Source organism: Flavobacterium sp. M31R6 (assembly GCF_013284035.1).
In the GTDB taxonomy this organism is placed as follows: domain Bacteria; phylum Bacteroidota; class Bacteroidia; order Flavobacteriales; family Flavobacteriaceae; genus Flavobacterium.
In genome coordinates, this window is the sequence record NZ_CP054141.1 from 938,587 (window position 1) to 964,108 (window position 25,522).

A 25,522-nucleotide genomic window follows, 5' to 3' on the forward strand; every position below is an offset into this window, starting at 1 on the left:
TTGAAATTTCAATTGATAATATTGGTTTTAATTTTTAATCTAATTTTCAATTCAAATTTAAATTCAGATGTTTTTTAGTCAATTTTAGTTTTTTTGTAGTTGTAATTTTTAATTTTTAAATATTTAATTTAAGTTTTTAAGAGTGTTTATTTCTTACATATTTAGAACATTAATGTTTTTTAAAGGAAATATGCGCGCTTTGCCGATTTTTTAATCTTAATGTGCTATTAATTATCAAATTTGCAACTATTTTTTTTATAATTTTTTGATTGTACAAAAATAAATTTCAAGTCTAAAAATGAATAAGTTTTTAGGGTAAAAAATTATATTGAAGTTAAATTACCCAGATTTAATAAATACCACAACCTATGCATAACACTACTTTTTTTAAGAAAAAAGCAATTTTTTCTGTAATCTTATTTTTGCTAATTTTCACGAGCAATAAAACACTATCCCAAACAAATATTTCAGGAATTGTTAATTCATACACTTCTGTCACAAGTTTAAATCTTCCTAGCTGTGCGGCATGTAGTTTAAGTTGCAGTCATACAATCACAGTTACTGATGCTTCAAATTTTGCTGTGGGAGATAAGGCTCTTATTATTCAAATGAAAGGAGCAACGATTAGCACGTCAAATACAGTTGCTGGTGGAAGTATAACAGCTATTAATGATGCTGGTAATTACGAATTCTTTGAGATTGCAAGCATTGTAGGTAATATAGTAACACCTCGCTATCCATTGATTCGAAGCTATAATGTAGCTGGAAAAGTACAAGTGGTTAGAATTCCTAATTATACTTCTGCAAATATTAATGGAACTTTAACTTCTTTAGATTGGAATGATGCAGCTGGCATCGGTGGTGTTGTAGCGATAAGTGCTAAAACGCTTACATTCAATGCTGATATTGATGTAAATGGAAGAGGATTCAGAGGAATTCAGATGCCAATTAATGGGACGCCAAATAATTGTTCTGTCACCCCTTCTACACAATTTGTCTTACCCGACACTAATAATTCATCCTATACTAGAGGAGAAGGTATTGCCTTATTTAATTCAGCAACAGATAGAGGTAGAGCGCCAAGGGCAAATGGTGGTGGATCAGGTGTTTCGGGAGATTCAGGAGGAGGAGGAGGATCCAATTATGGTGCTGGTGGTGAAGGTGGAAAACGCTGGTGCGACGTAAGTGGAGCGAATGCAGGAGGAGTTGGAGGATATGTAATGACAACTTACCTTGCACAAGATAAAGCTTTCCTTGGCGGAGCTGGTGGGCCAGGTTGGGTTTCAACAAGTAATCCTTCTACCGCCGCTGATGGAGGAGGAATTGTCATTATTTTTGCAGATGAAATAATTGGTAATGGTCATTTTATAAATGCAAATGGGTTATCACCTTTGGCAGTTAATCCTGTTGGTGCTCCTGATGGAGGTGGTGGTGGTGGTGCTGGTGGGTCAGTTGTATTAAAAGTAAATAAATACACAGCTAATCTTACAGTTAATATCAATGGCGGTGACGGTCAAGATTTAAATACAAATACGTATCATGGTCCAGGTGGAGGTGGAGGTGGAGGTGTTTTACTTTATTCAAAAGCTACACTTCCAGCAAATCTTTCTGTAAATACAACAGGTGGTATAGGAGGACAGCATTTGGATGGTTTTAGAAATGATTCTCGTGACGGTCAATCTGGAGGTGCAGTATCTTTGTATATTCCGATTGAAAATCCAAATTATGTTGGAAACACAGATACCGATAGTGTTCCTCAAAATTGTGATTTAGATGATGATAATGATGGAATTTTAGATACTGTTGAATATGGAGCTTTACCAGATCCTTTTGGAGATTCTGATTCGGATAAAATTCCTAATTATTTTGATCCTTCAGTTGCAGGTTTTATTGATACTAATGCCGACGGAATAGATGATAGATATGATACAGATCTTGATGGTGTTTTAAACCAACTAGACTTAGATTCTGATAATGATGGTTGTTCTGATGCAAATGAGTATTATAATTCTAGCTCTGCAGACGGAGGTGATGGTGGTGTTTATGGAACTGGAATTCCAACTGTTGATGCCTCAGGAAGAGTAAATGGTCCTGTTGCTGCTTCGTATTCTGGTGATTATACAAATGTTATTATACTTGGTACCGCTAGCATAATAGATACACAACCTACAGATGAATCAGTTCTTGCCGGTGCTAATACTACATTTTCGGTAGCTGTTTCCGGAGGTTCAGGAGTTACTCAACACCAATGGCAAGTAACTACTGATAATGGTACTTCTTGGACAAACATAACCAATACTGGTGTTTATTCTAATGTTACTTCTACAACTTTAACTATTACCGCAGCAACCGCAGCAATGAATGGATATGATTACAGAGATGTAATTACCCAAAGTAATTTTGTTTGTGGAACGGTTACCTCTGCAAGCGCTAATTTAATAGTACTTGACGACGCTCCGGCAGCAGCAAACGACACACCATCCGACGTAGCGGAAGACAGCGGATTAACCAACATCGCAGTATTAGGGAATGACAGTTTTGGCGGTGACGGACCAAGCACAGGCAGCATTACAGTAACTCCGATCTCAGCATTAGTTGGAACAGCGGCAGTGAACAATAACGGTACAGCAAATGATCCGACGGATGACACGATAGACTTCACACCGGCGTTGAACTACAACGGCGCGGTAAGCATCAGTTATACCATTACCGATGCCGACGGAGATACCTCTGCAGCAACAGTTACGTTCAATGTAACGTCAGTTGATGATGCTCCGGCAGCAGCAAACGACACACCATCCGACGTAGCGGAAGACAGCGGATTAACCAACATCGCAGTATTAGGGAATGACAGTTTTGGCGGTGACGGACCAAGCACAGGCAGCATTACAGTAACTCCGATCTCAGCATTAGTTGGAACCGCCGTATTGAATAATAACGGTACAGCAAATGATCCGACGGATGACACGATAGACTTCACACCGGCGTTGAACTACAACGGCGCGGTAAGCATCAGTTATACCATTACCGATGCCGACGGAGATACCTCTGCAGCAACAGTTACGTTCAATGTAACGTCAGTTGATGATGCTCCGGCAGCAGCAAACGACACACCATCCGACGTAGCGGAAGACAGCGGATTAACCAATATCGCAGTATTAGGGAATGACAGTTTTGGCGGTGACGGACCAAGCACAGGCAGCATTACAGTAACTCCGATCTCAGCATTAGTTGGAATCGCCGTATTGAATAATAACGGTACAGCAAATGATCCGACGGATGACACGATAGACTTCACACCGGCGTTGAACTACAACGGCGCGGTAAGCATCAGTTATACCATTACCGATGCCGACGGAGATACCTCTGCAGCAACAGTTACGTTCAATGTAACGTCAGTTGATGATGCTCCGGCAGCAGCAAACGACACACCATCCGACGTAGCGGAAGACAGCGGATTAACCAACATCGCAGTATTAGGGAATGACAGTTTTGGCGGTGACGGACCAAGCACAGGCAGCATTACAGTAACTCCGATCTCAGCATTAGTTGGAACCGCCGTATTGAATAATAACGGTACAGCAAATGATCCGACGGATGACACGATAGACTTCACACCGACGTTGAACTACAACGGCGCGGTAAGCATCAGTTATACCATTACCGATGCCGACGGAGATACCTCTGCAGCAACAGTTACGTTCAATGTAACGTCAGTTGATGATGCTCCGGCAGCAGCAAACGACACACCATCCGACGTAGCGGAAGACAGCGGATTAACCAACATCGCAGTATTAGGGAATGACAGTTTTGGCGGTGACGGACCAAGCACAGGCAGCATTACAGTAACTCCGATCTCAGCATTAGTTGGAACCGCCGTATTGAATAATAACGGTACAGCAAATGATCCGACGGATGACACGATAGACTTCACACCGGCGTTGAACTACAACGGCGCGGTAAGCATCAGTTATACCATTACCGATGCCGACGGAGATACCTCTGCAGCAACAGTTACGTTCAATGTAACGTCAGTTGATGATGCTCCGGCAGCAGCAAACGACACACCATCCGACGTAGCGGAAGACAGCGGATTAACCAATATCGCAGTATTAGGGAATGACAGTTTTGGCGGTGACGGACCAAGCACAGGCAGCATTACAGTAACTCCGATCTCAGCATTAGTTGGAACCGCCGTATTGAATAATAACGGTACAGCAAATGATCCGACGGATGACACGATAGACTTCACACCGGCGTTGAACTACAACGGCGCGGTAAGCATCAGTTATACCATTACCGATGCCGACGGAGATACCTCTGCAGCAACAGTTACGTTCAATGTAACGTCAGTTGATGATGCTCCGGCAGCAGCAAACGACACACCATCCGACGTAGCGGAAGACAGCGGATTAACCAATATCGCAGTATTAGGGAATGACAGTTTTGGCGGTGACGGACCAAGCACAGGCAGCATTACAGTAACTCCGATCTCAGCATTAGTTGGAATCGCCGTATTGAATAATAACGGTACAGCAAATGATCCGACGGATGACACGATAGACTTCACACCGGCGTTGAACTACAACGGCGCGGTAAGCATCAGTTATACCATTACCGATGCCGACGGAGATACCTCTGCAGCAACAGTTACGTTCAATGTAACGTCAGTTGATGATGCTCCGGCAGCAGCAAACGACACACCATCCGACGTAGCGGAAGACAGCGGATTAACCAATATCGCAGTATTAGGGAATGACAGTTTTGGCGGTGACGGACCAAGCACAGGCAGCATTACAGTAACTCCGATCTCAGCATTAGTTGGAATCGCCGTATTGAATAATAACGGTACAGCAAATGATCCGACGGATGACACGATAGACTTCACACCGGCGTTGAACTACAACGGCGCGGTAAGCATCAGTTATACCATTACCGATGCCGACGGAGATACCTCTGCAGCAACAGTTACGTTCAATGTAACGTCAGTTGATGATGCTCCGGCAGCAGCAAACGACACACCATCCGACGTAGCGGAAGACAGCGGATTAACCAACATCGCAGTATTAGGGAATGACAGTTTTGGCGGTGACGGACCAAGCACAGGCAGCATTACAGTAACTCCGATCTCAGCATTAGTTGGAACAGCGGCAGTGAACAATAACGGTACAGCAAATGATCCGACGGATGACACGATAGACTTCACACCGGCGTTGAACTACAACGGCGCGGTAAGCATCAGTTATACCATTACCGATGCCGACGGAGATACCTCTGCAGCAACAGTTACGTTCAATGTAACGTCAGTTGATGATGCTCCGGCAGCAGCAAACGACACACCATCCGACGTAGCGGAAGACAGCGGATTAACCAACATCGCAGTATTAGGGAATGACAGTTTTGGCGGTGACGGACCAAGCACAGGCAGCATTACAGTAACTCCGATCTCAGCATTAGTTGGAACCGCCGTATTGAATAATAACGGTACAGCAAATGATCCGACGGATGACACGATAGACTTCACACCGGCGTTGAACTACAACGGCGCGGTAAGCATCAGTTATACCATTACCGATGCCGACGGAGATACCTCTGCAGCAACAGTTACGTTCAATGTAACGTCAGTTGATGATGCTCCGGCAGCAGCAAACGACACACCATCCGACGTAGCGGAAGACAGCGGATTAACCAATATCGCAGTATTAGGGAATGACAGTTTTGGCGGTGACGGACCAAGCACAGGCAGCATTACAGTAACTCCGATCTCAGCATTAGTTGGAATCGCCGTATTGAATAATAACGGTACAGCAAATGATCCGACGGATGACACGATAGACTTCACACCGGCGTTGAACTACAACGGCGCGGTAAGCATCAGTTATACCATTACCGATGCCGACGGAGATACCTCTGCAGCAACAGTTACGTTCAATGTAACGTCAGTTGATGATGCTCCGGCAGCAGCAAACGACACACCATCCGACGTAGCGGAAGACAGCGGATTAACCAACATCGCAGTATTAGGGAATGACAGTTTTGGCGGTGACGGACCAAGCACAGGCAGCATTACAGTAACTCCGATCTCAGCATTAGTTGGAACCGCCGTATTGAATAATAACGGTACAGCAAATGATCCGACGGATGACACGATAGACTTCACACCGACGTTGAACTACAACGGCGCGGTAAGCATCAGTTATACCATTACCGATGCCGACGGAGATACCTCTGCAGCAACAGTTACGTTCAATGTAACGTCAGTTGATGATGCTCCGGCAGCAGCAAACGACACACCATCCGACGTAGCGGAAGACAGCGGATTAACCAATATCGCAGTATTAGGGAATGACAGTTTTGGCGGTGACGGACCAAGCACAGGCAGCATTACAGTAACTCCGATCTCAGCATTAGTTGGAATCGCCGTATTGAATAATAACGGTACAGCAAATGATCCGACGGATGACACGATAGACTTCACACCGGCGTTGAACTACAACGGCGCGGTAAGCATCAGTTATACCATTACCGATGCCGACGGAGATACCTCTGCAGCAACAGTTACGTTCAATGTAACGTCAGTTGATGATGCTCCGGCAGCAGCAAACGACACACCATCCGACGTAGCGGAAGACAGCGGATTAACCAATATCGCAGTATTAGGGAATGACAGTTTTGGCGGTGACGGACCAAGCACAGGCAGCATTACAGTAACTCCGATCTCAGCATTAGTTGGAACCGCCGTATTGAATAATAACGGTACAGCAAATGATCCGACGGATGACACGATAGACTTCACACCGGCGTTGAACTACAACGGCGCGGTAAGCATCAGTTATACCATTACCGATGCCGACGGAGATACCTCTGCAGCAACAGTTACGTTCAATGTAACGTCAGTTGATGATGCTCCGGCAGCAGTAAACGACACACCATCCGACGTAGCGGAAGACAGCGGATTAACCAATATCGCAGTATTAGGGAATGACAGTTTTGGCGGTGACGGACCAAGCACAGGCAGCATTACAGTAACTCCGATCTCAGCATTAGTTGGAATCGCCGTATTGAATAATAACGGTACAGCAAATGATCCGACGGATGACACGATAGACTTCACACCGGCGTTGAACTACAACGGCGCGGTAAGCATCAGTTATACCATTACCGATGCCGACGGAGATACCTCTGCAGCAACAGTTACGTTCAATGTAACGTCAGTTGATGATGCTCCGGCAGCAGTAAACGACACACCATCCGACGTAGCGGAAGACAGCGGATTAACCAATATCGCAGTATTAGGGAATGACAGTTTTGGCGGTGACGGACCAAGCACAGGCAGCATTACAGTAACTCCGATCTCAGCATTAGTTGGAATCGCCGTATTGAATAATAACGGTACAGCAAATGATCCGACGGATGACACGATAGACTTCACACCGGCGTTGAACTACAACGGCGCGGTAAGCATCAGTTATACCATTACCGATGCCGATGGCGATACCTCGACAGCGGCAGTTGCCTTCAATGTAACATCAGTTGACGACGCACCAGTAGCAGGAGCCGACAGCCCATCCAACGTAACGGAAGACAGCGGATTAAGCAATATCGCAGTATTAGGGAATGACAGTTTTGGCGGTGACGGACCAAGCACGGGCAGCATCACCGTAACTCCGATTTCAGCATTAGTAGGAACAGCGGTAGTGAACAACAATGGCACTCCGAACGATCCAACCGATGATACGATTGACTTTACACCAGCGTTGAACTACAACGGTCTGGTAAGCATTAGCTATACGATAACCGATGCCGATGGCGATACCTCGACAGCGGCAGTTGCCTTCAATGTAACATCAGTTGACGACGCACCAGTAGCAGGAGCCGACAGCCCATCCAACGTAACGGAAGACAGCGGATTAAGCAATATCGCAGTATTAGGGAATGACAGTTTTGGCGGTGACGGACCAAGCACGGGCAGCATCACCGTAACTCCGATTTCAGCATTAGTAGGAACAGCGGTAGTGAACAACAATGGCACTCCGAACGATCCAACCGATGATACGATTGACTTTACACCAGCGTTGAACTACAACGGTCCGGTAAGCATTAGCTATACGATAACCGATGCCGATGGCGATACCTCGACAGCGGCAGTTGCCTTCAATGTAACATCAGTTGACGACGCACCAGTAGCAGGAGCCGACAGCCCATCCAACGTAACGGAAGACAGCGGATTAAGCAATATCGCAGTATTAGGGAATGACAGTTTTGGCGGTGACGGACCAAGCACGGGCAGCATCACAGTAACCCCAATCTTAGCATCAGTAGGAACAGCAGCCGTGAACACTAACGGGACGCCTAACAATCCGACAGATGATACGATAGACTTCACACCAGCGTTGAACTACAACGGAGCGGTAAGCATCAGTTATACCATTACCGATGCCGACGGTGATACCTCTACAGCAACCGTTACGTTCAATGTAACGTCAGTTGACGACGCTCCAGTAGCAGCAAACGACACGCCATCCGACGTAGCCGAAGACAGCGGATTAACCAACATCGCAGTATTAGGAAATGACAGTTTTGGCGGGGACGGACCAAGCACTGGCAGCATCACAGTAACCCCAATCTTAGCATCAGTAGGAACAGCAGCCGTGAACACTAACGGGACGCCTAACAATCCGACAGATGATACGATAGACTTCACACCAGCGTTGAACTACAACGGAGCGGTAAGCATCAGTTATACCATTACCGATGCCGACGGTGATACCTCTACAGCAACCGTTACGTTCAATGTAACGTCAGTTGACGACGCTCCAGTAGCACAGGACAATGCGTACAGCGGATTGGAAGATGCGGTTTCTATCACAGGAAACGTAATCACCGATACTGATGCAACAGCAGGACTGGACAGTGATTTGGATTCAGCAGTATTAACAGTTCAGAGTTATACCATCGCAGGCATCGCAGGGACTCAGACAGTAGGATTTGCAGTAACGATTCCAGGTGTTGGAGCTATCACGATATTGTCAGACGGAAGTTTAACTTTTGTACCTGTAAGCAATTACAACGGAACAGTTCCAACAGTTACTTATACACTAACCGACGGATCTCTTACCGATACAGCTGATATTGTTATCAGCGTAACGGCATCATCAGGATTTAGTATTCAAGCAAATAACGACGATGCAGGAAGTGTAGATGGAAGCAAAGCATCAACAGGAATCTACAATGTACTGACAAATGATACTTTTAATGGATTACCTGTTAATCCATCAGATATAATATTAACAGCAGATCCAAATCCTAATTTTATATTTAATTCGGATGGAACGATAGATACTTTAGCCAATATTCCTGGAGGTACATATATCTTAAATTACAGTATTTGTGAAAAAGCAAATCCTAGTAATTGCAGTAGCGCAACAGTTACAGTATTTGTATCTAGACCAAATATTGCGTTGGTGAAAACAGCTCATTTTAATGATGAGAATGGAGACGGTTATGCACAAGCAGGAGAGACTATTACTTATAGTTTTGAAGTGGCAAATACAGGAAATGTCCCTTTAACTAATGTAACTATAACAGATCCGTTACCAGGAGTTTTAATGTCAGGAGTTCCATTATCACTGGCAGTAGGTGAAAGTAATACAACTCATTTCAAAGGGGAATATTCTATAAAACAAGTGGATATCAATTCAGGATCTGTTTCAAATCAGGCCATAGTTTATGGTACGAGTCCAGACGGAATAAGAATAGAAGATAAATCAGATGATTTAAATTTGGGCGAAGATAATCCTACGGTACTTTTGGTTTCAGGATGTGCAATAGAAGTATACAATGCGCTTACAATTGATGGAAGCGGTCAATATGATAAATTTTATATCAGAGGATTGGAATGTTATCCTGATAATTCGATACAGATTTTCAACCGTTGGGGAGTATTAGTATTTGAACGCGAGCATTATGATAATGTAAATAATGCATTCAAAGGCATTTCTGAAGGACGAGTGACAGTTGAAAAGTCACAAGAATTGCCAGTAGGAACATATTTTTATATACTGAAATACACGGACAGTAATTCTAATACTTTAGAAAAATCAGGTTACTTGTATTTGAACAGAAAATAATAAGATAAGTTCCAAATTATAAATAAAAAACTGCACATGAAAACAAAAATAATAAGGTTGGTAATAATGCTTTTCACCATTGTGAGTTCAGCACAACAAGATGCTCAATACACTCAATATATGTACAACACAATTGTTGTTAATCCTGCCTATGCGGGCTCTAGAGAAGCTATGAGCATATTCGCTTTGCATCGTAATCAGTGGGTTGGAGTAGAAGGAGCTCCAGTTACGAATTCATTATCTATTAATACTCCTATAAGCGAGAGTAAAGTAGGCTTGGGTTTATCTATTATAAATGACCGTATAGGACCCTCTGTTGAAAATAATATAGCAGTTGATTTTTCCTATACTATACCCGCTTCGCAGAGATATAAAATGTCTTTTGGATTAAAAGCTAGTGCCAATTTGTTAAATATTGATTTTGGAAAGCTAAAGTACCAGCCTGGCGATCCCAATCTGTACGAAGATAATATTGATAATAAATTTTCACCTAATATTGGAGTCGGATTCTATTTGCATTCTGACAATAGCTACATAGGGATATCAGCACCCAATTTAATTGAAACAGAACATTTTGATAAATCTGCAACTTCGAGTTCTACAAGTCATATTGCCACCGAGAAGATCAATTATTATTTGATTGCAGGTTATGTATTTGATTTGAGTACTAGTGTAAAATTAAAACCATCATTGCAAACCAAATACGTTCAAGGAGCCCCGCTTCAAGTGGATGTAAGTGCCAATTTTATGATGAATGAAAAATTCGTGGCAGGATTAGCTTACAGGTGGAGTGCCGCTATGAGTGCTATGGTAGGTTTCCAAGCCAGCGATACATGGTTTATAGGGTACAGTTATGACTTTGATACTACAGAATTTGCACGATACAATTCAGGTTCACATGAGATCTTTTTGCGATATGAATTATTTAATAAATACGACAAAATTATTTCTCCAAGATTCTTCTAAAAATTACGCTTATGAAAATTAGAAATATAGTTTACAGTCTGTTTTTGAGTGCTTTCTTTTTACAAGGATTTTCACAAAAAACAACTGTCAGCAGAGCTGAAAAGGACTACGATCGTTTTGCCTATGTAGATGCCATAGATAATTATGAGAAAGTTGCCGAAAAAGGATATCAGGATGAGAAAATGTTCCAAAAGCTTGGAAATGCCTATTATTTTAAAGCGGAATTACCACAGGCTCTTAAATGGTATGACCAACTGTTTGCGGTATATCCCAATCAGGAACCAGAGTATTTTTACCGCTATTCACAAGCATTGAAATCAACTGGGGATTATGTCAAAGCCGATCAAATATTAGAACAATTCAACCAAAAAAAGGGTAACGATAAACGCGGAATACTTTTTAAAGAGAATAGAAATTACCTAGAAGAAATCAAAGCCAATTCAAGCAGATTCCAAGTTGTGGATGCAGGTGTGAATTCAAAATTTTCAGATTATGGGAGTTCATTTTTTGGGACAAAGTTGGTATTTGCTTCGGCTAGAGATACTGGAGGGATTTCTAAGAAAGTATTCAAATGGACTAATAAATCTTTTACTAATCTGTATTGGTCAGAGATGAAACCCGATGGGGAAATGGGAACGCCGGAACGTTTTGAACGTAAGATCAATTCTAAGTTTAATGAATCGACCCCTGTGTTTACAAAAGATGGGCAGACGATGTATTTTACCCGAAACAATTTTCTAGAAGGTAAAAGAGGAAAAGATGCCAATAAAAACACTTTGCTTAAACTTTACAAAGCCACAATTGATAAAGAAGGAGAATGGAGAAATGTGACTGAATTGCCGTTTAACAGCAATAATTATAGTGTAGCGCATCCAGCTTTGAGTGTTGATGAAAAAACTTTATATTTCGCTTCTGATATGACAGGAACATTAGGACAATCAGATTTATTTAAAGTTAAAATAAATGAAGATGGGACTTATGGTGTTCCAGAGAATCTTGGACCCGAAATCAATACAGAAGGCAGAGAAACCTTTCCTTTTGTTTCTAATGATAACGAATTGTATTTTGCAAGTGACGGGAGACCTGGCTTAGGAGGATTAGATGTTTTTGTAGCCAAAATTGAAGTTGACCAAAGCTTTTATGGTATACAAAACGTAGGAGAGCCAATAAATAGTAAACAAGACGATTTTGCATTTTTAATCGACAGCAAAAATAGAAATGGATTTTTCACTTCGAATAGGGAAGGCGGAAAAGGATATGATGATATTTACCGATTTGTAGAGAATAAAAAATTGATTTGCGAGCAAACCCTCATGGGACTTGTAACTGATTTGGATTCGGGTCAAATACTTCCAAATGCCAAGATAAGTTTGTTTGATAACAACTTCAAACCTCTTCAAGTGATGCAGACAGATGCACAAGGGCATTACAGTTTTCCAGTGGATTGTGGTAAAACCTATTATGTAAGAGGAGAGAAAGAAGAATATCAAACCAAAGAAGCATCTGTTACAACTAAAATATCCAGTGGCAGTAAAGATTTTCCTTTGGTTCTAGAGAGACGCATAAAGCCAATAGCTGTTGGAACTGATTTGGCTAAAACATTGGATATTCCTCTCATCTATTTTGATTTAGACAAGTCTTTTATTCGCAAAGATGCAGCTTATGAGCTGGCTAAAGTGCTGGAAGTGATGCGTCAGTATCCAGAGATGAAAATCGAGGTGCGTTCGCATACCGATAGCCGTCAGACAGCAAAATACAACAAAATATTATCGGATAAGAGAGCCAAGTCCACAGTAGATTGGCTGGTAAAGAATGGAATCAATTCGGTTCGGTTAATAGGGAATGGCTTCGGAGAATCTCAGTTGGTAAATCATTGCGCTGAAGGAGTAAAATGTTCCGAAGAAGAGCATCAAGCTAATAGGCGAAGCGAATTTATTATTGTCTCGATGAGATAATAGTTTTTACTTCCTAGTACAGAAATGTTAAAAGCTGCTAGTGAATCTTGCAGCTTTTTTATTGGTCTCAGGTCGGGGTGCAAGAAAATGTTTCCAAGAACAATACATGCAGTTACACTAGAAGGGTTTTCTACTAACGCTAACACTATTTGTCTGTGGACTGTAATTAAACAAATCGATTAACTAGCAACTTGAATTAATTAAATGTCCAATTGTAATTTTAATAAAACGGCGACTTTGGACACGTTTTCCAGCCCCTGCAGGGGCAAGTGGTTTTGAGATGCTGAATTCATTTCAAGCATCTCAAAACACAACTTGCTATTTTCTTTTGAAAATATTATTGCAGATGGTTTTAATTGGAAGGGCTGATGCCCTTTTTTTTTCGGTAATTTAAAAAGTGATTCACCCTCAAAGACGCTTAAGGTTACAAATAGTTTCGAGGATGATAATAAGCTCCTTTTGTTTAAGGTTGTTAAAAACACCTTACCAATATGCCTAACATAATTTATTTTTTGCAGTCTGTTAAATAATGAATTGTGTAAGGTATCTGCAAAAGTATAAAACTATAAAAGTAGTAAGGCTGTTTTTACATACATATGCTTTTACATGAATACGCTTTTACATGCAAATGTTTTTATTTGAATATGCTTTTACGCATAGGCAAGAATACATATTTGAACACAGGCACATATTTGTATGTAAATATTCAAGCTTTCAAATATTGCTGTATGTGCATATGTAAAGCCATAAATATAAATTCAAAAGAAAACAGAAAAACCATAAAAAAGAAAAAGAAAGCAATTTAACAGGGCTGGCATTAAACTTAGCAAAAGGAAACGGAATAAGTCCCGCAAGGGTGGCTTGTGAGGAACGAGCAAGACATTATGCCGTAGTCTTTTGCTAAGTTTAATGCATGGACTAACTTCGTTTTCTTTTTATTTATTTGTTCGTAAGAATGGCTTATAGTCTAAAAACTAGATCCAGTGGTAGGGTTTATCCTTACGGTTAAGATAGCAGTACATCTCTTCCTTTTTAAGTTCAGGAAACAATTTTAAAGCCTTGTCAATGGCATAATTAGGAAGAAAATAAATTTCGTCACGAATCGCTTTTACCACCTTTTTAAGGCCGTAGAAACGAACAATTTCGTCGATTTCTTCTTGTCCTCCACGCTCTACGATACGGGCAATAATAGTTTTATAGGCTCTCTCAAAGTCCATTGCATCTATGTCGAAATCCCAAAAAAATATTGGGTTTAGATTTGGGATTTCCTTATTTTTTTTAACTCGTGCCATGAAGTAAATATACGATTTTTTATCTTCTTATTCAAACGCTTAGCGTCTAAATCCACGTCCTTTATTGGGTGGAGGAATTTGATTTTTTGATTCAGAAAATGAAATGGAAGGATTGAAAACTGCTTTTTTTAGCCGCTGGGTCATTTTGTTCCAATTGGTTTCTTTGCCTTTCAGGAGTTTGACTTTTTCTTCTTTGTCTATATTCCTATGATCCATTAATGCAAGAGCAGCCAGTCTGGGATTTCCATCATATTTGTTTTGGTAAGCTTCTAAATAGGTTTTAAGGGGATGGTGTTCTAAAAGAAAATACATATCGACAAAATCCTTAATCCTTGTACCGTTTTGGAAGATTGCATGTAGCTTCATGGCACCGATGTCATATAAAGACACCAACCTTATTCCTTCTTCATTCTGGATAGGTTCCTGCCATGGATATTTATGGGAGATAATGTCTACCTTGACACTACCTATATCCAAAAGCATTGTGTTCTTATGAATCTCCCTGATTTTTATCGGATACTGATTAGCTAATTGGGCAAGCATGGCTTGATCATCAAAGTCTTTTGTGGTGAACAGATCCAAATCGATACTTAATCTATGGCCAATCATTAGGCTGAGAGCTGTTCCTCCTACAAGGTTAAAATCTTTCAATTTTTCATCTTTCATGAGTCTTTGAAGAAGTTCCCACATCTCTTTGGTAACTGTTTCTTTGTAGAGCATAATTTCACGTTTTTTATGAAATTAATCCCGAAAGCGAGGCACTCTTAGAAAGTGTCCTGTCGTGGCTTTATTTGACGGAAGTTGTCCTTAAAGCGAAAATCCACATGAGGAAATAATAAGCCAAATGCTTCCACATCCACCAATATTTAGATGGCATTACTAATAATAAAATATATTGGTTTTAAAATTCTTTAGACGAAACCAGTAATAATAGTTATGGAAAGCAACGGCAAAACAACTCCGCATAAAGGAGGCAGGCATCCCAAGAAAGATCCCGCCGTTCACCGCTATTCCATAAGCCTTACGGCTGAAGAAAATGCACGATTCCTTTCTCTTTATGAAGCTTCACGCATGGATGTAATGGCACATTTTATTACCGCATGTGTATTCCAAAAAGGGATTACGACAGTAAAGGTTGACAAGGCAGCCATGGATTACTATATGCGCCTGACCACTTTATTCGGCCAGTTCAGGGCTGTAGGAACCAATTATAACCAAGTGGTAAAAATACTTTACCGCAATTTTTCCGAAAAGAAAGCCGCAACCTATCTCTATAAACTGGAAAAACAGACTGCGGAAATGGCGATGTTATGCCAAAAGATTATCCAGCTAACGGAGGAGTTTGAAGCAAAACACCTGAAAAAATGATAGCTAAAATAGGAAGAGGAAATAATCTTTATGGGGCATTGGTGTACAATCAGCTTAAAGTGGAAAAAGATAATGGACAGGTTTTGTATACCAATAAGATAATTCAAACCCCCGATGGCAGTTATACCGTCAGCCAACTGTTGCGTTCTTTTGAACTGTACCTGCTCGCCAATCGAAAGACAGAAAAACCAGTATTGCATATATCGCTGAATCCTGATCCGAACGATAAGGTAAGTGATGAGCAGTTTGAAAAGCTGGCTCAGGAGTATATGCAGAAAATGGGTTACACAGAACAGCCTTTTGTGGTATTCAAGCATACTGATATTGACCGTACCCATATTCATATTGTATCGGTTTGCGTGGATGAAGAGGGAAGAAAAATATCTGATAAATTTGAAAAAAGGCGTTCTATGGATGTCTGTCGTGAATTGGAAAAAGAATACTGCCTGATATCGGCAATCGAGAAAAAGCAAAATCCACAAAATCAAATATTCAAACCCGTTGATTACAAGGCTGGGGATATAAAGAGCCAGATGGCTTCGGTAATCAGTCATTTACCAAAAAACTATAAATTTGAAGGTTTCGGGACCTATAATACCCTACTTTCCCTTTTCAATATTACCGCCGAAGAAGTCAAGGGCGAATATAACGGAATCCCAAGGCAGGGACTGGTATATTTTGCATTAAATGAAAAGGGAGAAAAAGCAAGCAATCCCTTTAAGGCTTCGCTGTTCGGTAAACAGGCAGGATATGTTCAGCTTCAACAACACTATGCCCAGTCCAAAGAATTGTTGAAAAATGAGCCATCCAAAGCTTTGCTTAAGACAACCATTGAGATGTCCTTTCAGGAGGCATCGAATGAAAGGGAATTCAAAAAACGGTTGTTGGAACGAGGAATTAATACCGTTGTAAGACGAAATGGTGAAGGCAGAGTTTACGGAATTACCTTTGTAGACCATGCTTCAAAATCCGTGTGGAACGGTTCACAATTAGGCAAAAGCCTTTCGGCTAACGTTTTCAACGACTGGTGGAACAATGGCAATAAGATGGAGCAGTCTCTACAGGGAAATCTTGCTTCAAAGAACAATGCCACTACAAATGAAGAGGTCAAACAACCAAACAATCTGTTTGGCTTTTTGGATAAGGAATATCTGTCCTATTACCACGAAGAAAACAATCTTATTGAAGTATTTGGAGGATTATTGCCCAATGCAAAAGCAGAAGACTATGATGAAGAATTATTTGCCAACCAAATGAAAAAGAAAGCCAGACGCAAAAAAAGATAGTAAATACTATCAATTTAATCGCCGGCCTTTTTGGGGATTCACGACAGAGGAGTGATTCATCAAATTGGCTGTATCATTTTAAAAAAATAAAGGCTATCCCGACTTAAGTAGGAGGGAGTGCCTTTGTTTTTTATAACTGTTTCCAATTATTTCTTTGAGACTAAGACAGCCAAAGCGCTTCTTAGGAGAATTTGATAGGCTGTATTTTTTTTGGGATTGGTTAATCTCCCAAAGGGGTGTGTTTGACACAAGTATCTCCTTTAATTAAAAGGTAAATCGTAGCATTGCAATTCAAGTAATCCAGATGAGGGAATAGGGAAAAAGTGATCGAAAAAAGGAATTTAATTTGATAGAAACTAACAATCTTTTATTATATTTGAAGAATATTAAGTTGAATTTTGTTCTTTAAAAGAAAGGTTGTTTTCTTGTAGAAAGCACTTTAAGATACTGAGGAGTGTTTTTGGATATTAAAATGATTTTGTGGCACATTCGTGGCACACGAAGTTTAAAATTTCAGAAAGTATTATTAACACGGGGTTTTTTGGCAATGGTTCGAATCCCTTCCTCTCTGCTGTTAAAAATCGTAAAGCACCATATATAAAGGCTTTACGATTTTTTTTTGTTTAAAATTCCCGACATAGTCCCGACAATTAAAGAAAACCTATATTTTTTTTCTTTTTTTTTGAGTTAATCCTAAAAAAGAGTTTAAAGATTTTTATTATGAATCAATATTTTTAAACAACAATGTAATATGTATATTACAAAAATAAAATAAAATAAATAATTCGAACTTTCTTTAGTCGATACCAAGTAAACTAGATAGAAAACACGAGTTAATAATTGCTTTTGCATCCTCACGCCTGCTTAGAGTATTTTGGTAGTATGTATAACACAATAGCTGGGACTAAAGAATTTAAAACCTCTCTTTTTATTTAAATAAAACACGAGTTAATAATTGCTTTTGCATCCTCACGCCTGCTTAGAGTATTTTGGTAGTATGTATAACACAGTAGCTGGGACTAAAGAATTTAAAACCTCTCTTTTTATTTAAATAAAACACGAGTTAATAATTGCTTTTGCATCCTCACGCCTGCTTAGAGTATTTTGGTAGTATGTATAACACAGTAGCTGGGACTAAAGAATTTAAAACCTCTCTTTTTATTTAAAGCCTTCAAAATTTGACTATTAGATGTTTATAATATTTGTTCCAGTTTGATGCTTTTCAAAATCCAGTCGCTCCACTGCAGAAGGTTGCATTTGTGCCAATGAATAGAGCCAATGGATGCTCCAGTTTGATGCTTTTCAAAATCCAGTCGCTCCACTGCAGAAGGTTGCATTTGCGCCAATGAATAGAGCCAATGGACGCTCCAGTTTGATGTTTTTCAAAATCCAGTCGCTCCACTGCAGAAGGTTGCATCAGTTTCAATTACAAACCGCAAAACTGATTTTTAGAAAAAAGCATTTTAAGAATGTGATTGTAAACCAATGGATGCTCCAGTTTGACGCCTTTCAAAATCCAGTCGCTCCACTGCAGAAGGTTGCATCAGTTTCAATCCTAAACAGCAAAACTGATTTTTAGAAAAGAGCATTTTAAGAATGTGATTGTAAACCAATGGATGCTCCTGTTTGATGCTTTTCAAAATCCAGTCGCTACATTGCAGAAGGTTGCATTTGTGCCAATGAATAGAGCCAATGGACGCTCCAGTTTGATGCTTTTCAAAATCCAGTCGCTCCACTACAGAAGGTTGCATTTGCGCCAATGAATAGAACCAATGGACGCTCTAGTTTGATGTTTTTCAAAATCCAGTCGCTCCACTGCAGAAGGTTGCATCAGTTTCAATTACAAACCGCAAAACTTATTTTTAGAAAAGAGCATTTTAGGATGTGATTGTGAGCCAATAGATGCTCCAGTTTGACGCCTTTCAAAATCCAGTCGCTCCACTGCAGAAGGTTGCATCAGTTTCAATCCTAAACAGCAAAACTGATTTTTAGAAAAGAGCATTTTAAGAATGTGATTGTGAGCCAATGGACGCTCCAGTTTGATGTTTTTCAAAATCCAGTCGCTCCATTGCAGGAGGTTGCATTTGCGCCAATGAATAGAGCCAATGGATGTTCCAGTTTGATGCTTTACAAAATCCAATCATTCCACTGCAGAAGGTTGCATCAGTTTTACTCCTAAACCGCAAAACTGATTTTTAGAAAAGAGCATTTTAGGATGTGATTGTGAGCCAATAGATGCTCCAGTTTGACGCCTTTCAAAATCCAGTCGCTCCACTGCAGAAGGTTGCATCAGTTTCAATCCTAAACCGCAAAACTGATTTTTGAAAAGAGCATTTTAAGAATGTAATTGTGAGCCAATGGACGCTCCAGTTTGATGTTTTTCAAAATCCAGTCGCTCCATTGCAGAAGGTTGCATTTGCGCCAACGAATAGAGCCAATGGATGTTCCAGTTTGATGCTTTACAAAATCCAATCATTCCACTGCAGAAGGTTGCATCAGTTTCACTCCTAAACCGCAAAACTGATTTTTAGAAAAGAGCATTTTAAGAATGTAATTGTGAGCCAATGGACGCTCCAGTTTGATGTTTTTCAAAATCCAGTCGCTCCATTGCAGAAGGTTGCATTTGCGCCAACGAATAGAGCCAATGGATGCTTCAGTTTGATGCTTTTATACTTGCTTTGGTAAAATTTACCAAAGCAAGTATAAAAGCAATGTTAAACCAGTTTGATGTTTTTTTTTTAAATCGATAAAACAATATTAATCAAAACAAAATCTGCACAACCCCCCCCAAGAAAATAAACCCAGAGTAAAATTCTAATTAAACAGCGATGTACGCTAATTCAGAACCCCAGAGATTTCACCCCATACCCCACCGACAGCAACAACAATAAAAATCAATAATCATTAATAGTTTGCCAGTTAAAACAATAACTTATATTTTCTTTTTATTAAATAAAAAAAAATAAATAAAAGAGAGCGATTACAATCTCTCAATTATTTATATCAATTTGTTTATATCAGTTTGTTTATATAAATATTTATATAACTGATATAAATATATTTGATACCCCAATCAAATATATTTGACACCTCTACTAAATATATTTGACACCTCTACCAAATATATTTATAACCCCTATTAAATATATTTAATACCCTATTGATTATAAAATCAATACCCAATGATAATACAACTATTGCATATTAACAACACAATCATTATCAGGTTATCATATTGTTATTTCCAATCTTGGAAAACCTATTGATTTTACATGTATATTTATTTCCTTATTTTCCATGAAGTAATAAACTTAATTAATCCACTTCTAATATCTTCTAAATCATAACTACCCTCAAAATACCTATATATATCAAATGTCAAAAACATTTCTTCCGCTTCTTCTTCTGTACAACGATGACTTTTTTTCGCAAAAGCAAACACTTGCTCATACGTTTTTACATCATGCTTTTTTAAATGTTTTGTATGTGTGTTTTTATTTGTGCCAATCCATTTATTTAACAAGCTCCAGTTTACCGATATGTATCTTTCATTATTATTTTCAATAAATATTAATATGTAACCTAAATCTTTTAATAATGCCAGTTTATTTGCTACCATTTTTGTTTTTATTTTTGGTAATTGCTTCAAAAAAACACTATTGTTAAGTAAAATATATCTATCGCCTTCATGATCTTTACGTTTAAAAAAACCATTTTCATACTTCATTGAAATAATAATAAACGACAATAAAACATAATGATCATAACTTAATTTTTTAGTATCAATATTATTTTCTTTTTCAAATTCAATACACGCTTTTTGATTTATGAATATATTAAATTGATAATTTTCATCTTTACCCATATATTTATACTTTAAAATAGCCATTCCAAAAACTGTTAGTTCAAATAAAGAGAGAGGTTTAAAATCCTCTCTCTTTATTTTTTAACTCGTTATATTCTAAGTATTTTGCACCCGCTTTATAATAAAATATTTTACCAGTTACAAAGTTTTTTGTTTTTTCGATGTAACCAAAATTCACTAAATCTTTGAAAATTTTTACAAATGTAGGTTTTGAATTAATTACACCAAAAAGAGATTTTAAAACCTCAGTTTCATTAATAAATACAAATTCAGAATTAAATTTGTTTTTTTGATTTTTATCAATTGCATCTAATAAAAACCAATGCAACGGACTTAATCTTCCATCGAAAAAATAAGTTTTGTTTTGATCAATTACTACTTCATTTTTGTTGTTTTCGAAATATAATTTAAAATTTCTCGAAGGCTTTAGAAAGGTTTTAGATAATTTAGCATTATTTATATGCCTTTCAATAAACCCTAAATCAATTAGATTATTTACAATTTTTAAACACGTAACTTTATTAAGCTTCAAAATTGGAACTTCTGTAATAATTTGCGAATAAGAACACCCGAACCAAACCCCGTTTTCATCTGTTATACATTCAAATGGCGAAATAGATTTATTTTGAAAAACATGATTTATTGCACTCAAAATAATTGCACTGCGATAATTTAAAGTAAAACCATGATTTACAATATTTCCTTTATTAATAATAATATTATCCATTTTACAAAGTGTTTGAGTTAAATAATTTATTTTCAATTTCTTTTCGTTCAAAAAAAGTTTTATTTCCCATTTTGTACGGTTTTAAAATTCCTTTTTTTACCCAATCATGAACGCAAAAAAGAGATATTTTTAAAAAAGTTGCCGTTTCTTGTCTGCTTAAAAATTCAGTTTTTTCAGGAGACTCGATTTCTTTTTTAAATTTTTCCATTTCAACTTTTACACCGTTCAAAATTTTTTCGGTTAATTCGTCGGGACTAATCCCATGTAACATTGTTGTATTCATAATATCAATTTTTAGATTAAAATATTTTTATTGTTGTTTTTAATACTGATACAAACTTCTTTTAAATCTTAAATAATAATGGTTAACTTAGTTAACTATATACAAAAGCAGTTTATAGTTATTTTTGACTCTTACTTTAGATTTCAATTGCCTTTATTACATTATAATTAAGCATAATAAATTAGAACTCAACAAACGTACTTTTACTTTAAAATAAAAATGGTTGAACTTTTCAACTTTCTTAAAATAATCGTTATTTGTAGTTATTTTTGACTCTTATTTTAGATTTCAATTGTCTTTATTACATTATAATTAAGCATAATAAATTAGAACTCAACAAACGTACTTTTACTTTAAAAATAAAAAAGATGAAATTGTTCCCTTTTTTTTATGATTCAAAATATTTTTAATTTAACATTTACAAAATCAAGTCGTTCCATTGCAGAAGGTTGCATTTGTGCCAATGAATAGAACCAATGGATGCTCCAGTTTGATGCTTTACAAAATCCAGTGGCTCCACTGCAGAAAGTTGCATTTGCGCCAATGAATAGAGCTAATGGATGCTCCTGTTTGATGCTTTACAAAATCCAGTCGCTCCATTTCAGAAGATCGCATCAGTTTCAATTCTAAACCGCAAAACTAGACTTCAGAAAAGAGTATTTTAAGAATGTGATTGTGAGCCAATGGATGCTCCTGTTTGATGTTTTTCAAAATCCAGTCGCTCCACTGCAGAAGGTTGCATCAGTTTCAATCCTAAACAGCAAAACTGATTTTTAGAAAAGAGCATTTTAAGAATGTGATTATGAGCCAATGGATGCTCCTGTTTGATGCTTTTCAAAATCCAGTCGCTCCACTGCAGAAGGTTGCATTTGCACCAATGAATAGAACCAATGGACGCTCCAGTTTGACGCCTTTCAAAATCCAGTCGCTCCACTGCAGAAGGTTGCATCAGTTTCACTCCTAAACCACAAAACTGATTTTTAGAAAAGAGCATTTTAAGCATGTGATTATGAGCCAATGGATGCTCTAGTTTGATGCTTTTCAAAATCCAGTCGCTCCACTGCAGAAGGTTGCATCAGTTTTACTCCTAAACCACAAAACTGATTTTTAGAAAAGAGCATTTTAAGAATGTGATTATGAGCCAATGGATGCTCTAGTTTGATGCTTTTCAAAATCCAGTCGCTCCACTGCAGAAGGTTGCATTTGCGCCAATGAATAGAGCCAATGGACGCTCCAGTTTGATGTTTTTCAAAATCCAGTCGCTCCACTGCAGAAGGTTGCATCAGTTTCAATCCTAAACCGCAAAACTGATTTTTAGAAAAGAGCATTTTAAGAATGTGATTATGAGCCAATGGATGCTCCTGTTTGATGCTTTTCAAAATCCAGTCGCTCCACTGCAGAAGGTTGCATCAGTTTCAATCCTAAACAGCAAAACTGATTTTTAGAAAAGAGCATTTTAAGAATGTGATTATGAGCCAATGGATGCTCCTGTTTGATGCTTTTCAAAATCCAGTCGCTCCACTACAGAAGGTTGCATTTGCACCAATGAATAGAGCCAATGGACGCTCCAGTTTGATGCTTTACAAAATCCAGTCGCTCCACTGCAGAAGGTTGCATTTGCGCCAATGGACGCTCCAGTTTGATGCTTTACAAAATCAAGTCGCTCCACTGCAGAAGGTTGCATTTGCGCCAATGAATAGAACCAATGGACGCTCCAGTTTGATGTTTTTCAAAATCCAGTCGCCACTGCAGAAGGTTGCATCAGTTTCAATTACAAACCGCAAAACTGATTTTTAGAAAAGAGCATTTTAAGAATGTGATTGTGAGCCAATAGATGCTCCACTTTGACGCCTTTCAAAATCCAGTCGCTCCACTGCAGAAGGTTGCATCAGTTTTACTCCTAAACCACAAAACTGATTTTTAGAAAAGAGCATTTTAAGAATGTGATTATGAGCCAATGGATGCTCTAGTTTGATGCTTTTCAAAATCCAGTCGCTCCACTGCAGAAGGTTGCATTTGCGCCAATGAATAGAGCCAATGGACGCTCCAGTTTGATGTTTTTCAAAATCCAGTCGCTCCACTGCAGAAGGTTGCATCAGTTTCAATCCTAAACCGCAAAACTGATTTTTAGAAAAGAGCATTTTAAGAATGTGATTATGAGCCAATGGATGCTCCTGTTTGATGCTTTTCAAAATCCAGTCGCTCCACTGCAGAAGGTTGCATCAGTTTCAATCCTAAACAGCAAAACTGATTTTTAGAAAAGAGCATTTTAAGAATGTGATTATGAGCCAATGGATGCTCCTGTTTGATGCTTTTCAAAATCCAGTCGCTCCACTACAGAAGGTTGCATTTGCACCAATGAATAGAGCCAATGGACGCTCCAGTTTGATGCTTTACAAAATCCAGTCGCTCCACTGCAGAAGGTTGCATTTGCGCCAATGGACGCTCCAGTTTGATGCTTTACAAAATCAAGTCGCTCCACTGCAGAAGGTTGCATTTGCGCCAATGAATAGAACCAATGGACGCTCCAGTTTGATGTTTTTCAAAATCCAGTCGCCACTGCAGAAGGTTGCATCAGTTTCAATTACAAACCGCAAAACTGATTTTTAGAAAAGAGCATTTTAAGAATGTGATTGTGAGCCAATAGATGCTCCACTTTGACGCCTTTCAAAATCCAGTCGCTCCACTACAGAAGGTTGCATCAGTTTCAATCCTAAACAGCAAAACTGATTTTTAGAAAAGAGCATTTTAAGAATGTGATTATGAGCCAATGGATGCTCCTGTTTGATGCTTTTCAAAATCCAGTCGCTCCACTACAGAAGGTTGCATTTGCACCAATGAATAGAGCCAATGGACGCTCCAGTTTGATGCTTTACAAAATCCAGTCGCTCCACTGCAGAAGGTTGCATTTGCGCCAATGAATAGAGCCAATGGACGCTCCAGTTTGATGCTTTACAAAATCCAGTCGCTCCACTGCAGAAGGTTGCATTTGCGCCAATGAATAGAACCAATGGACGCTCCAGTTTGATGTTTTTCAAAATCCAGTCGCCACTGCAGAAGGTTGCATCAGTTTCAATTACAAACCGCAAAACTGATTTTTAGAAAAGAGCATTTTAAGAATGTGATTGTGAGCCAATAGATGCTCCACTTTGACGCCTTTCAAAATCCAGTCGCTCCACTGCAGAAGGTTGCATCAGTTTCAATCCTAAACAGCAAAACTGATTTTTAGAAAAGAGCATTTTAAGAATGTGATTGTAAACCAATGGATGCTCCAGTTTGACGCCTTTCAAAATCCAGTCGCTCCACTGCAGAAGGTTGCATCAGTTTCAATCCTAAACAGCAAAACTGATTTTTAGAAAAGAGCATTTTAAGAATGTGATTGTAAACCAATGGATGCTCCTGTTTGATGCTTTTCAAAATCCAGTCGCTACATTGCAGAAGGTTGCATTTGTGCCAATGAATAGTTTGCAAATTCTTTAGTGGCTACTACTGTGTATTACCCACTAGCGAAATACGAGTTAATAGTTGGTTTAGCATCCTCATGCCTGCTTAGAGCATTTTGGTAAATTGTATAGAACTGTTGAAAAAAAAATAAAATTTACTGGATATCTTTTTGTTAAAAATATTATTAATATTAGGTTTTTATTCTA

General features: G+C 38.8%; 26 protein-coding genes and 1 pseudogene. 6 read left to right on the forward strand and 21 right to left on the reverse strand.

Annotated features, from left to right (window positions below; translation table 11 throughout):
• Positions 1-368 precede the first annotated feature (368 nt).
• The 4 genes and pseudogenes from HQN62_RS03740 to HQN62_RS19165 form a co-directional block, all read left to right on the forward strand.
• Positions 369-10,130, forward strand: a complete 9,762-nt coding sequence (locus HQN62_RS03740) for a tandem-95 repeat protein (protein ID WP_173503374.1) — start codon at positions 369-371, stop codon at positions 10,128-10,130.
• Between the two features lie 36 nt (positions 10,131-10,166).
• Positions 10,167-11,096, forward strand: coding sequence for a PorP/SprF family type IX secretion system membrane protein (locus HQN62_RS03745; protein ID WP_173503375.1), 930 nt, complete (start codon positions 10,167-10,169; stop codon positions 11,094-11,096).
• An 11-nt stretch (positions 11,097-11,107) separates the two neighbouring features.
• The gene (locus HQN62_RS03750) at positions 11,108-13,051 is read left to right on the forward strand and encodes an OmpA family protein (protein WP_173503376.1); all 1,944 of its coding nucleotides are present in this window, start codon (positions 11,108-11,110) and stop codon (positions 13,049-13,051) included.
• 72 nt (positions 13,052-13,123) lie between these two features.
• A pseudogene (locus HQN62_RS19165) lies at positions 13,124-13,217 on the forward strand (IS982 family transposase); the annotation flags it as partial.
• Positions 13,218-14,025: 808 nt separating this feature from the next.
• On the opposite strand, the gene HQN62_RS03755 reads toward HQN62_RS19165, so the two are convergent.
• Positions 14,026-14,343, reverse strand: a complete 318-nt coding sequence (locus tag HQN62_RS03755) for a DUF6922 domain-containing protein (protein WP_173503377.1) — start codon at positions 14,341-14,343, stop codon at positions 14,026-14,028.
• 39 nt (positions 14,344-14,382) lie between these two features.
• Positions 14,383-15,063 carry a nucleotidyl transferase AbiEii/AbiGii toxin family protein gene (locus HQN62_RS03760; protein ID WP_173503378.1) on the reverse strand — a complete coding sequence of 227 codons (681 nt, stop codon included), beginning with the start codon at positions 15,061-15,063 and terminating at the stop codon, positions 14,383-14,385.
• A 216-nt stretch (positions 15,064-15,279) separates the two neighbouring features.
• Between HQN62_RS03760 and mobA the strand changes: the two genes are divergently transcribed.
• A complete protein-coding gene (gene mobA, locus HQN62_RS03765) occupies positions 15,280-15,711 on the forward strand; it encodes a conjugal transfer protein MobA (RefSeq protein ID WP_173503379.1) in 432 nt (143 codons plus the stop codon).
• Complete coding sequence (gene mobB, locus HQN62_RS03770; RefSeq protein WP_173503380.1) at positions 15,708-16,997, forward strand: conjugal transfer protein MobB; 1,290 nt, start codon at positions 15,708-15,710, stop codon at positions 16,995-16,997. The genes mobA and mobB overlap by 4 nt, the downstream gene beginning before the upstream one ends.
• Before the next feature lie 1,222 nt (positions 16,998-18,219).
• Here mobB and HQN62_RS03775 read toward each other — a convergent pair.
• From HQN62_RS03775 to HQN62_RS03845, 19 genes are all read right to left on the reverse strand, one after another.
• Positions 18,220-18,414, reverse strand: a complete 195-nt coding sequence (locus tag HQN62_RS03775; RefSeq protein ID WP_173503381.1) for a hypothetical protein — start codon at positions 18,412-18,414, stop codon at positions 18,220-18,222.
• 46 nt (positions 18,415-18,460) lie between these two features.
• A complete protein-coding gene (locus tag HQN62_RS03780) occupies positions 18,461-18,748 on the reverse strand; it encodes a hypothetical protein (protein WP_173503382.1) in 288 nt (95 codons plus the stop codon).
• Between the two features lie 89 nt (positions 18,749-18,837).
• The gene (locus HQN62_RS03785) at positions 18,838-19,137 is read right to left on the reverse strand and encodes a hypothetical protein (RefSeq protein ID WP_173503383.1); all 300 of its coding nucleotides are present in this window, start codon (positions 19,135-19,137) and stop codon (positions 18,838-18,840) included.
• On the reverse strand, positions 19,138-19,287 hold the full coding sequence (locus HQN62_RS03790) for a hypothetical protein (RefSeq protein ID WP_173503384.1): 150 nt from the start codon (positions 19,285-19,287) through the stop codon (positions 19,138-19,140).
• 45 nt (positions 19,288-19,332) lie between these two features.
• A complete protein-coding gene (locus HQN62_RS03795) occupies positions 19,333-19,515 on the reverse strand; it encodes a hypothetical protein (protein ID WP_173503385.1) in 183 nt (60 codons plus the stop codon).
• Positions 19,516-20,277: 762 nt separating this feature from the next.
• Positions 20,278-20,886: a hypothetical protein gene (locus tag HQN62_RS03800; protein ID WP_173503386.1), complete on the reverse strand. Its 609-nt coding sequence runs from the start codon at positions 20,884-20,886 to the stop codon at positions 20,278-20,280.
• A gap of 34 nt (positions 20,887-20,920) precedes the next feature.
• Entirely contained in the window at positions 20,921-21,589 is a 669-nt protein-coding gene (locus HQN62_RS03805; RefSeq protein ID WP_173503387.1) for a hypothetical protein, read from the reverse strand.
• A gap of 1 nt (position 21,590) precedes the next feature.
• Positions 21,591-21,872: a helix-turn-helix domain-containing protein gene (locus HQN62_RS03810; protein ID WP_254454474.1), complete on the reverse strand. Its 282-nt coding sequence runs from the start codon at positions 21,870-21,872 to the stop codon at positions 21,591-21,593.
• 661 nt (positions 21,873-22,533) lie between these two features.
• Positions 22,534-22,866: a hypothetical protein gene (locus HQN62_RS03815; protein ID WP_173503388.1), complete on the reverse strand. Its 333-nt coding sequence runs from the start codon at positions 22,864-22,866 to the stop codon at positions 22,534-22,536.
• Positions 22,867-22,879: 13 nt separating this feature from the next.
• Positions 22,880-23,200, reverse strand: a complete 321-nt coding sequence (locus HQN62_RS03820; protein ID WP_173503389.1) for a hypothetical protein — start codon at positions 23,198-23,200, stop codon at positions 22,880-22,882.
• Between the two features lie 140 nt (positions 23,201-23,340).
• A complete protein-coding gene (locus HQN62_RS03825; protein ID WP_173503390.1) occupies positions 23,341-23,556 on the reverse strand; it encodes an LbetaH domain-containing protein in 216 nt (71 codons plus the stop codon).
• On the reverse strand, positions 23,528-23,656 hold the full coding sequence (locus tag HQN62_RS19005) for a hypothetical protein (protein ID WP_256412877.1): 129 nt from the start codon (positions 23,654-23,656) through the stop codon (positions 23,528-23,530). Before HQN62_RS19005 ends, HQN62_RS03825 begins: the two co-directional genes overlap by 29 nt.
• Before the next feature lie 24 nt (positions 23,657-23,680).
• Positions 23,681-24,013: a hypothetical protein gene (locus HQN62_RS03830; protein WP_173503391.1), complete on the reverse strand. Its 333-nt coding sequence runs from the start codon at positions 24,011-24,013 to the stop codon at positions 23,681-23,683.
• A 140-nt stretch (positions 24,014-24,153) separates the two neighbouring features.
• The gene (locus tag HQN62_RS03835; RefSeq protein ID WP_173503390.1) at positions 24,154-24,369 is read right to left on the reverse strand and encodes an LbetaH domain-containing protein; all 216 of its coding nucleotides are present in this window, start codon (positions 24,367-24,369) and stop codon (positions 24,154-24,156) included.
• Complete coding sequence (locus tag HQN62_RS19010) at positions 24,341-24,469, reverse strand: hypothetical protein (protein ID WP_256412877.1); 129 nt, start codon at positions 24,467-24,469, stop codon at positions 24,341-24,343. The genes HQN62_RS03835 and HQN62_RS19010 overlap by 29 nt, the downstream gene beginning before the upstream one ends.
• 24 nt (positions 24,470-24,493) lie before the next feature.
• Positions 24,494-24,619: a hypothetical protein gene (locus HQN62_RS19015; RefSeq protein WP_256412880.1), complete on the reverse strand. Its 126-nt coding sequence runs from the start codon at positions 24,617-24,619 to the stop codon at positions 24,494-24,496.
• Positions 24,620-24,685: 66 nt separating this feature from the next.
• Complete coding sequence (locus HQN62_RS03840; protein ID WP_173503392.1) at positions 24,686-24,961, reverse strand: hypothetical protein; 276 nt, start codon at positions 24,959-24,961, stop codon at positions 24,686-24,688.
• 24 nt (positions 24,962-24,985) lie between these two features.
• Entirely contained in the window at positions 24,986-25,111 is a 126-nt protein-coding gene (locus HQN62_RS19020) for a hypothetical protein (protein WP_256412882.1), read from the reverse strand.
• A 1-nt stretch (position 25,112) separates the two neighbouring features.
• A complete protein-coding gene (locus HQN62_RS03845; protein WP_173503393.1) occupies positions 25,113-25,343 on the reverse strand; it encodes a hypothetical protein in 231 nt (76 codons plus the stop codon).
• Between the last annotated feature and the right edge of the window lie 179 nt (positions 25,344-25,522).

Coding starts and splice junctions, on each gene's coding strand:
- HQN62_RS03745 (WP_173503375.1), top strand. CDS start 10,167: ATGAAAACAAAAATAATAAGGTTGGTAATAATGCTTTTCACCATTGTG.
- HQN62_RS19020 (WP_256412882.1), bottom strand. CDS start 25,111: ATGCTCTTTTCTAAAAATCAGTTTTGCTGTTTAGGATTGAAACTGATG.
- HQN62_RS03820 (WP_173503389.1), bottom strand. CDS start 23,200: ATGCTCTTTTCTAAAAATCAGTTTTGCGGTTTAGGATTGAAACTGATG.
- HQN62_RS03790 (WP_173503384.1), bottom strand. CDS start 19,287: ATGCAACCTTCTGCAGTGGAGCGACTGGATTTTGAAAGGCGTCAAACT.
- HQN62_RS03780 (WP_173503382.1), bottom strand. CDS start 18,748: ATGCAACCTTCTGTAGTGGAGCGACTGGATTTTGAAAAGCATCAAACT.
- mobA (WP_173503379.1), top strand. CDS start 15,280: ATGGAAAGCAACGGCAAAACAACTCCGCATAAAGGAGGCAGGCATCCC.
- HQN62_RS03835 (WP_173503390.1), bottom strand. CDS start 24,369: ATGCAACCTTCTGCAGTGGAGCGACTTGATTTTGTAAAGCATCAAACT.
- HQN62_RS03760 (WP_173503378.1), bottom strand. CDS start 15,063: ATGCTCTACAAAGAAACAGTTACCAAAGAGATGTGGGAACTTCTTCAA.
- HQN62_RS03810 (WP_254454474.1), bottom strand. CDS start 21,872: ATGAATACAACAATGTTACATGGGATTAGTCCCGACGAATTAACCGAA.
- HQN62_RS03755 (WP_173503377.1), bottom strand. CDS start 14,343: ATGGCACGAGTTAAAAAAAATAAGGAAATCCCAAATCTAAACCCAATA.
- mobB (WP_173503380.1), top strand. CDS start 15,708: ATGATAGCTAAAATAGGAAGAGGAAATAATCTTTATGGGGCATTGGTG.
- HQN62_RS03750 (WP_173503376.1), top strand. CDS start 11,108: ATGAAAATTAGAAATATAGTTTACAGTCTGTTTTTGAGTGCTTTCTTT.
- HQN62_RS03775 (WP_173503381.1), bottom strand. CDS start 18,414: ATGCAACCTTCTGCAGTGGAGCGACTGGATTTTGAAAAACATCAAACT.
- HQN62_RS03815 (WP_173503388.1), bottom strand. CDS start 22,866: ATGCTCTTTTCTAAAAATCAGTTTTGTGGTTTAGGAGTGAAACTGATG.
- HQN62_RS03740 (WP_173503374.1), top strand. CDS start 369: ATGCATAACACTACTTTTTTTAAGAAAAAAGCAATTTTTTCTGTAATC.
- HQN62_RS03800 (WP_173503386.1), bottom strand. CDS start 20,886: ATGGCTATTTTAAAGTATAAATATATGGGTAAAGATGAAAATTATCAA.
- HQN62_RS03805 (WP_173503387.1), bottom strand. CDS start 21,589: ATGGATAATATTATTATTAATAAAGGAAATATTGTAAATCATGGTTTT.
- HQN62_RS03825 (WP_173503390.1), bottom strand. CDS start 23,556: ATGCAACCTTCTGCAGTGGAGCGACTTGATTTTGTAAAGCATCAAACT.
- HQN62_RS19015 (WP_256412880.1), bottom strand. CDS start 24,619: ATGCTCTTTTCTAAAAATCAGTTTTGCTGTTTAGGATTGAAACTGATG.
- HQN62_RS03830 (WP_173503391.1), bottom strand. CDS start 24,013: ATGCTCTTTTCTAAAAATCAGTTTTGCGGTTTAGGATTGAAACTGATG.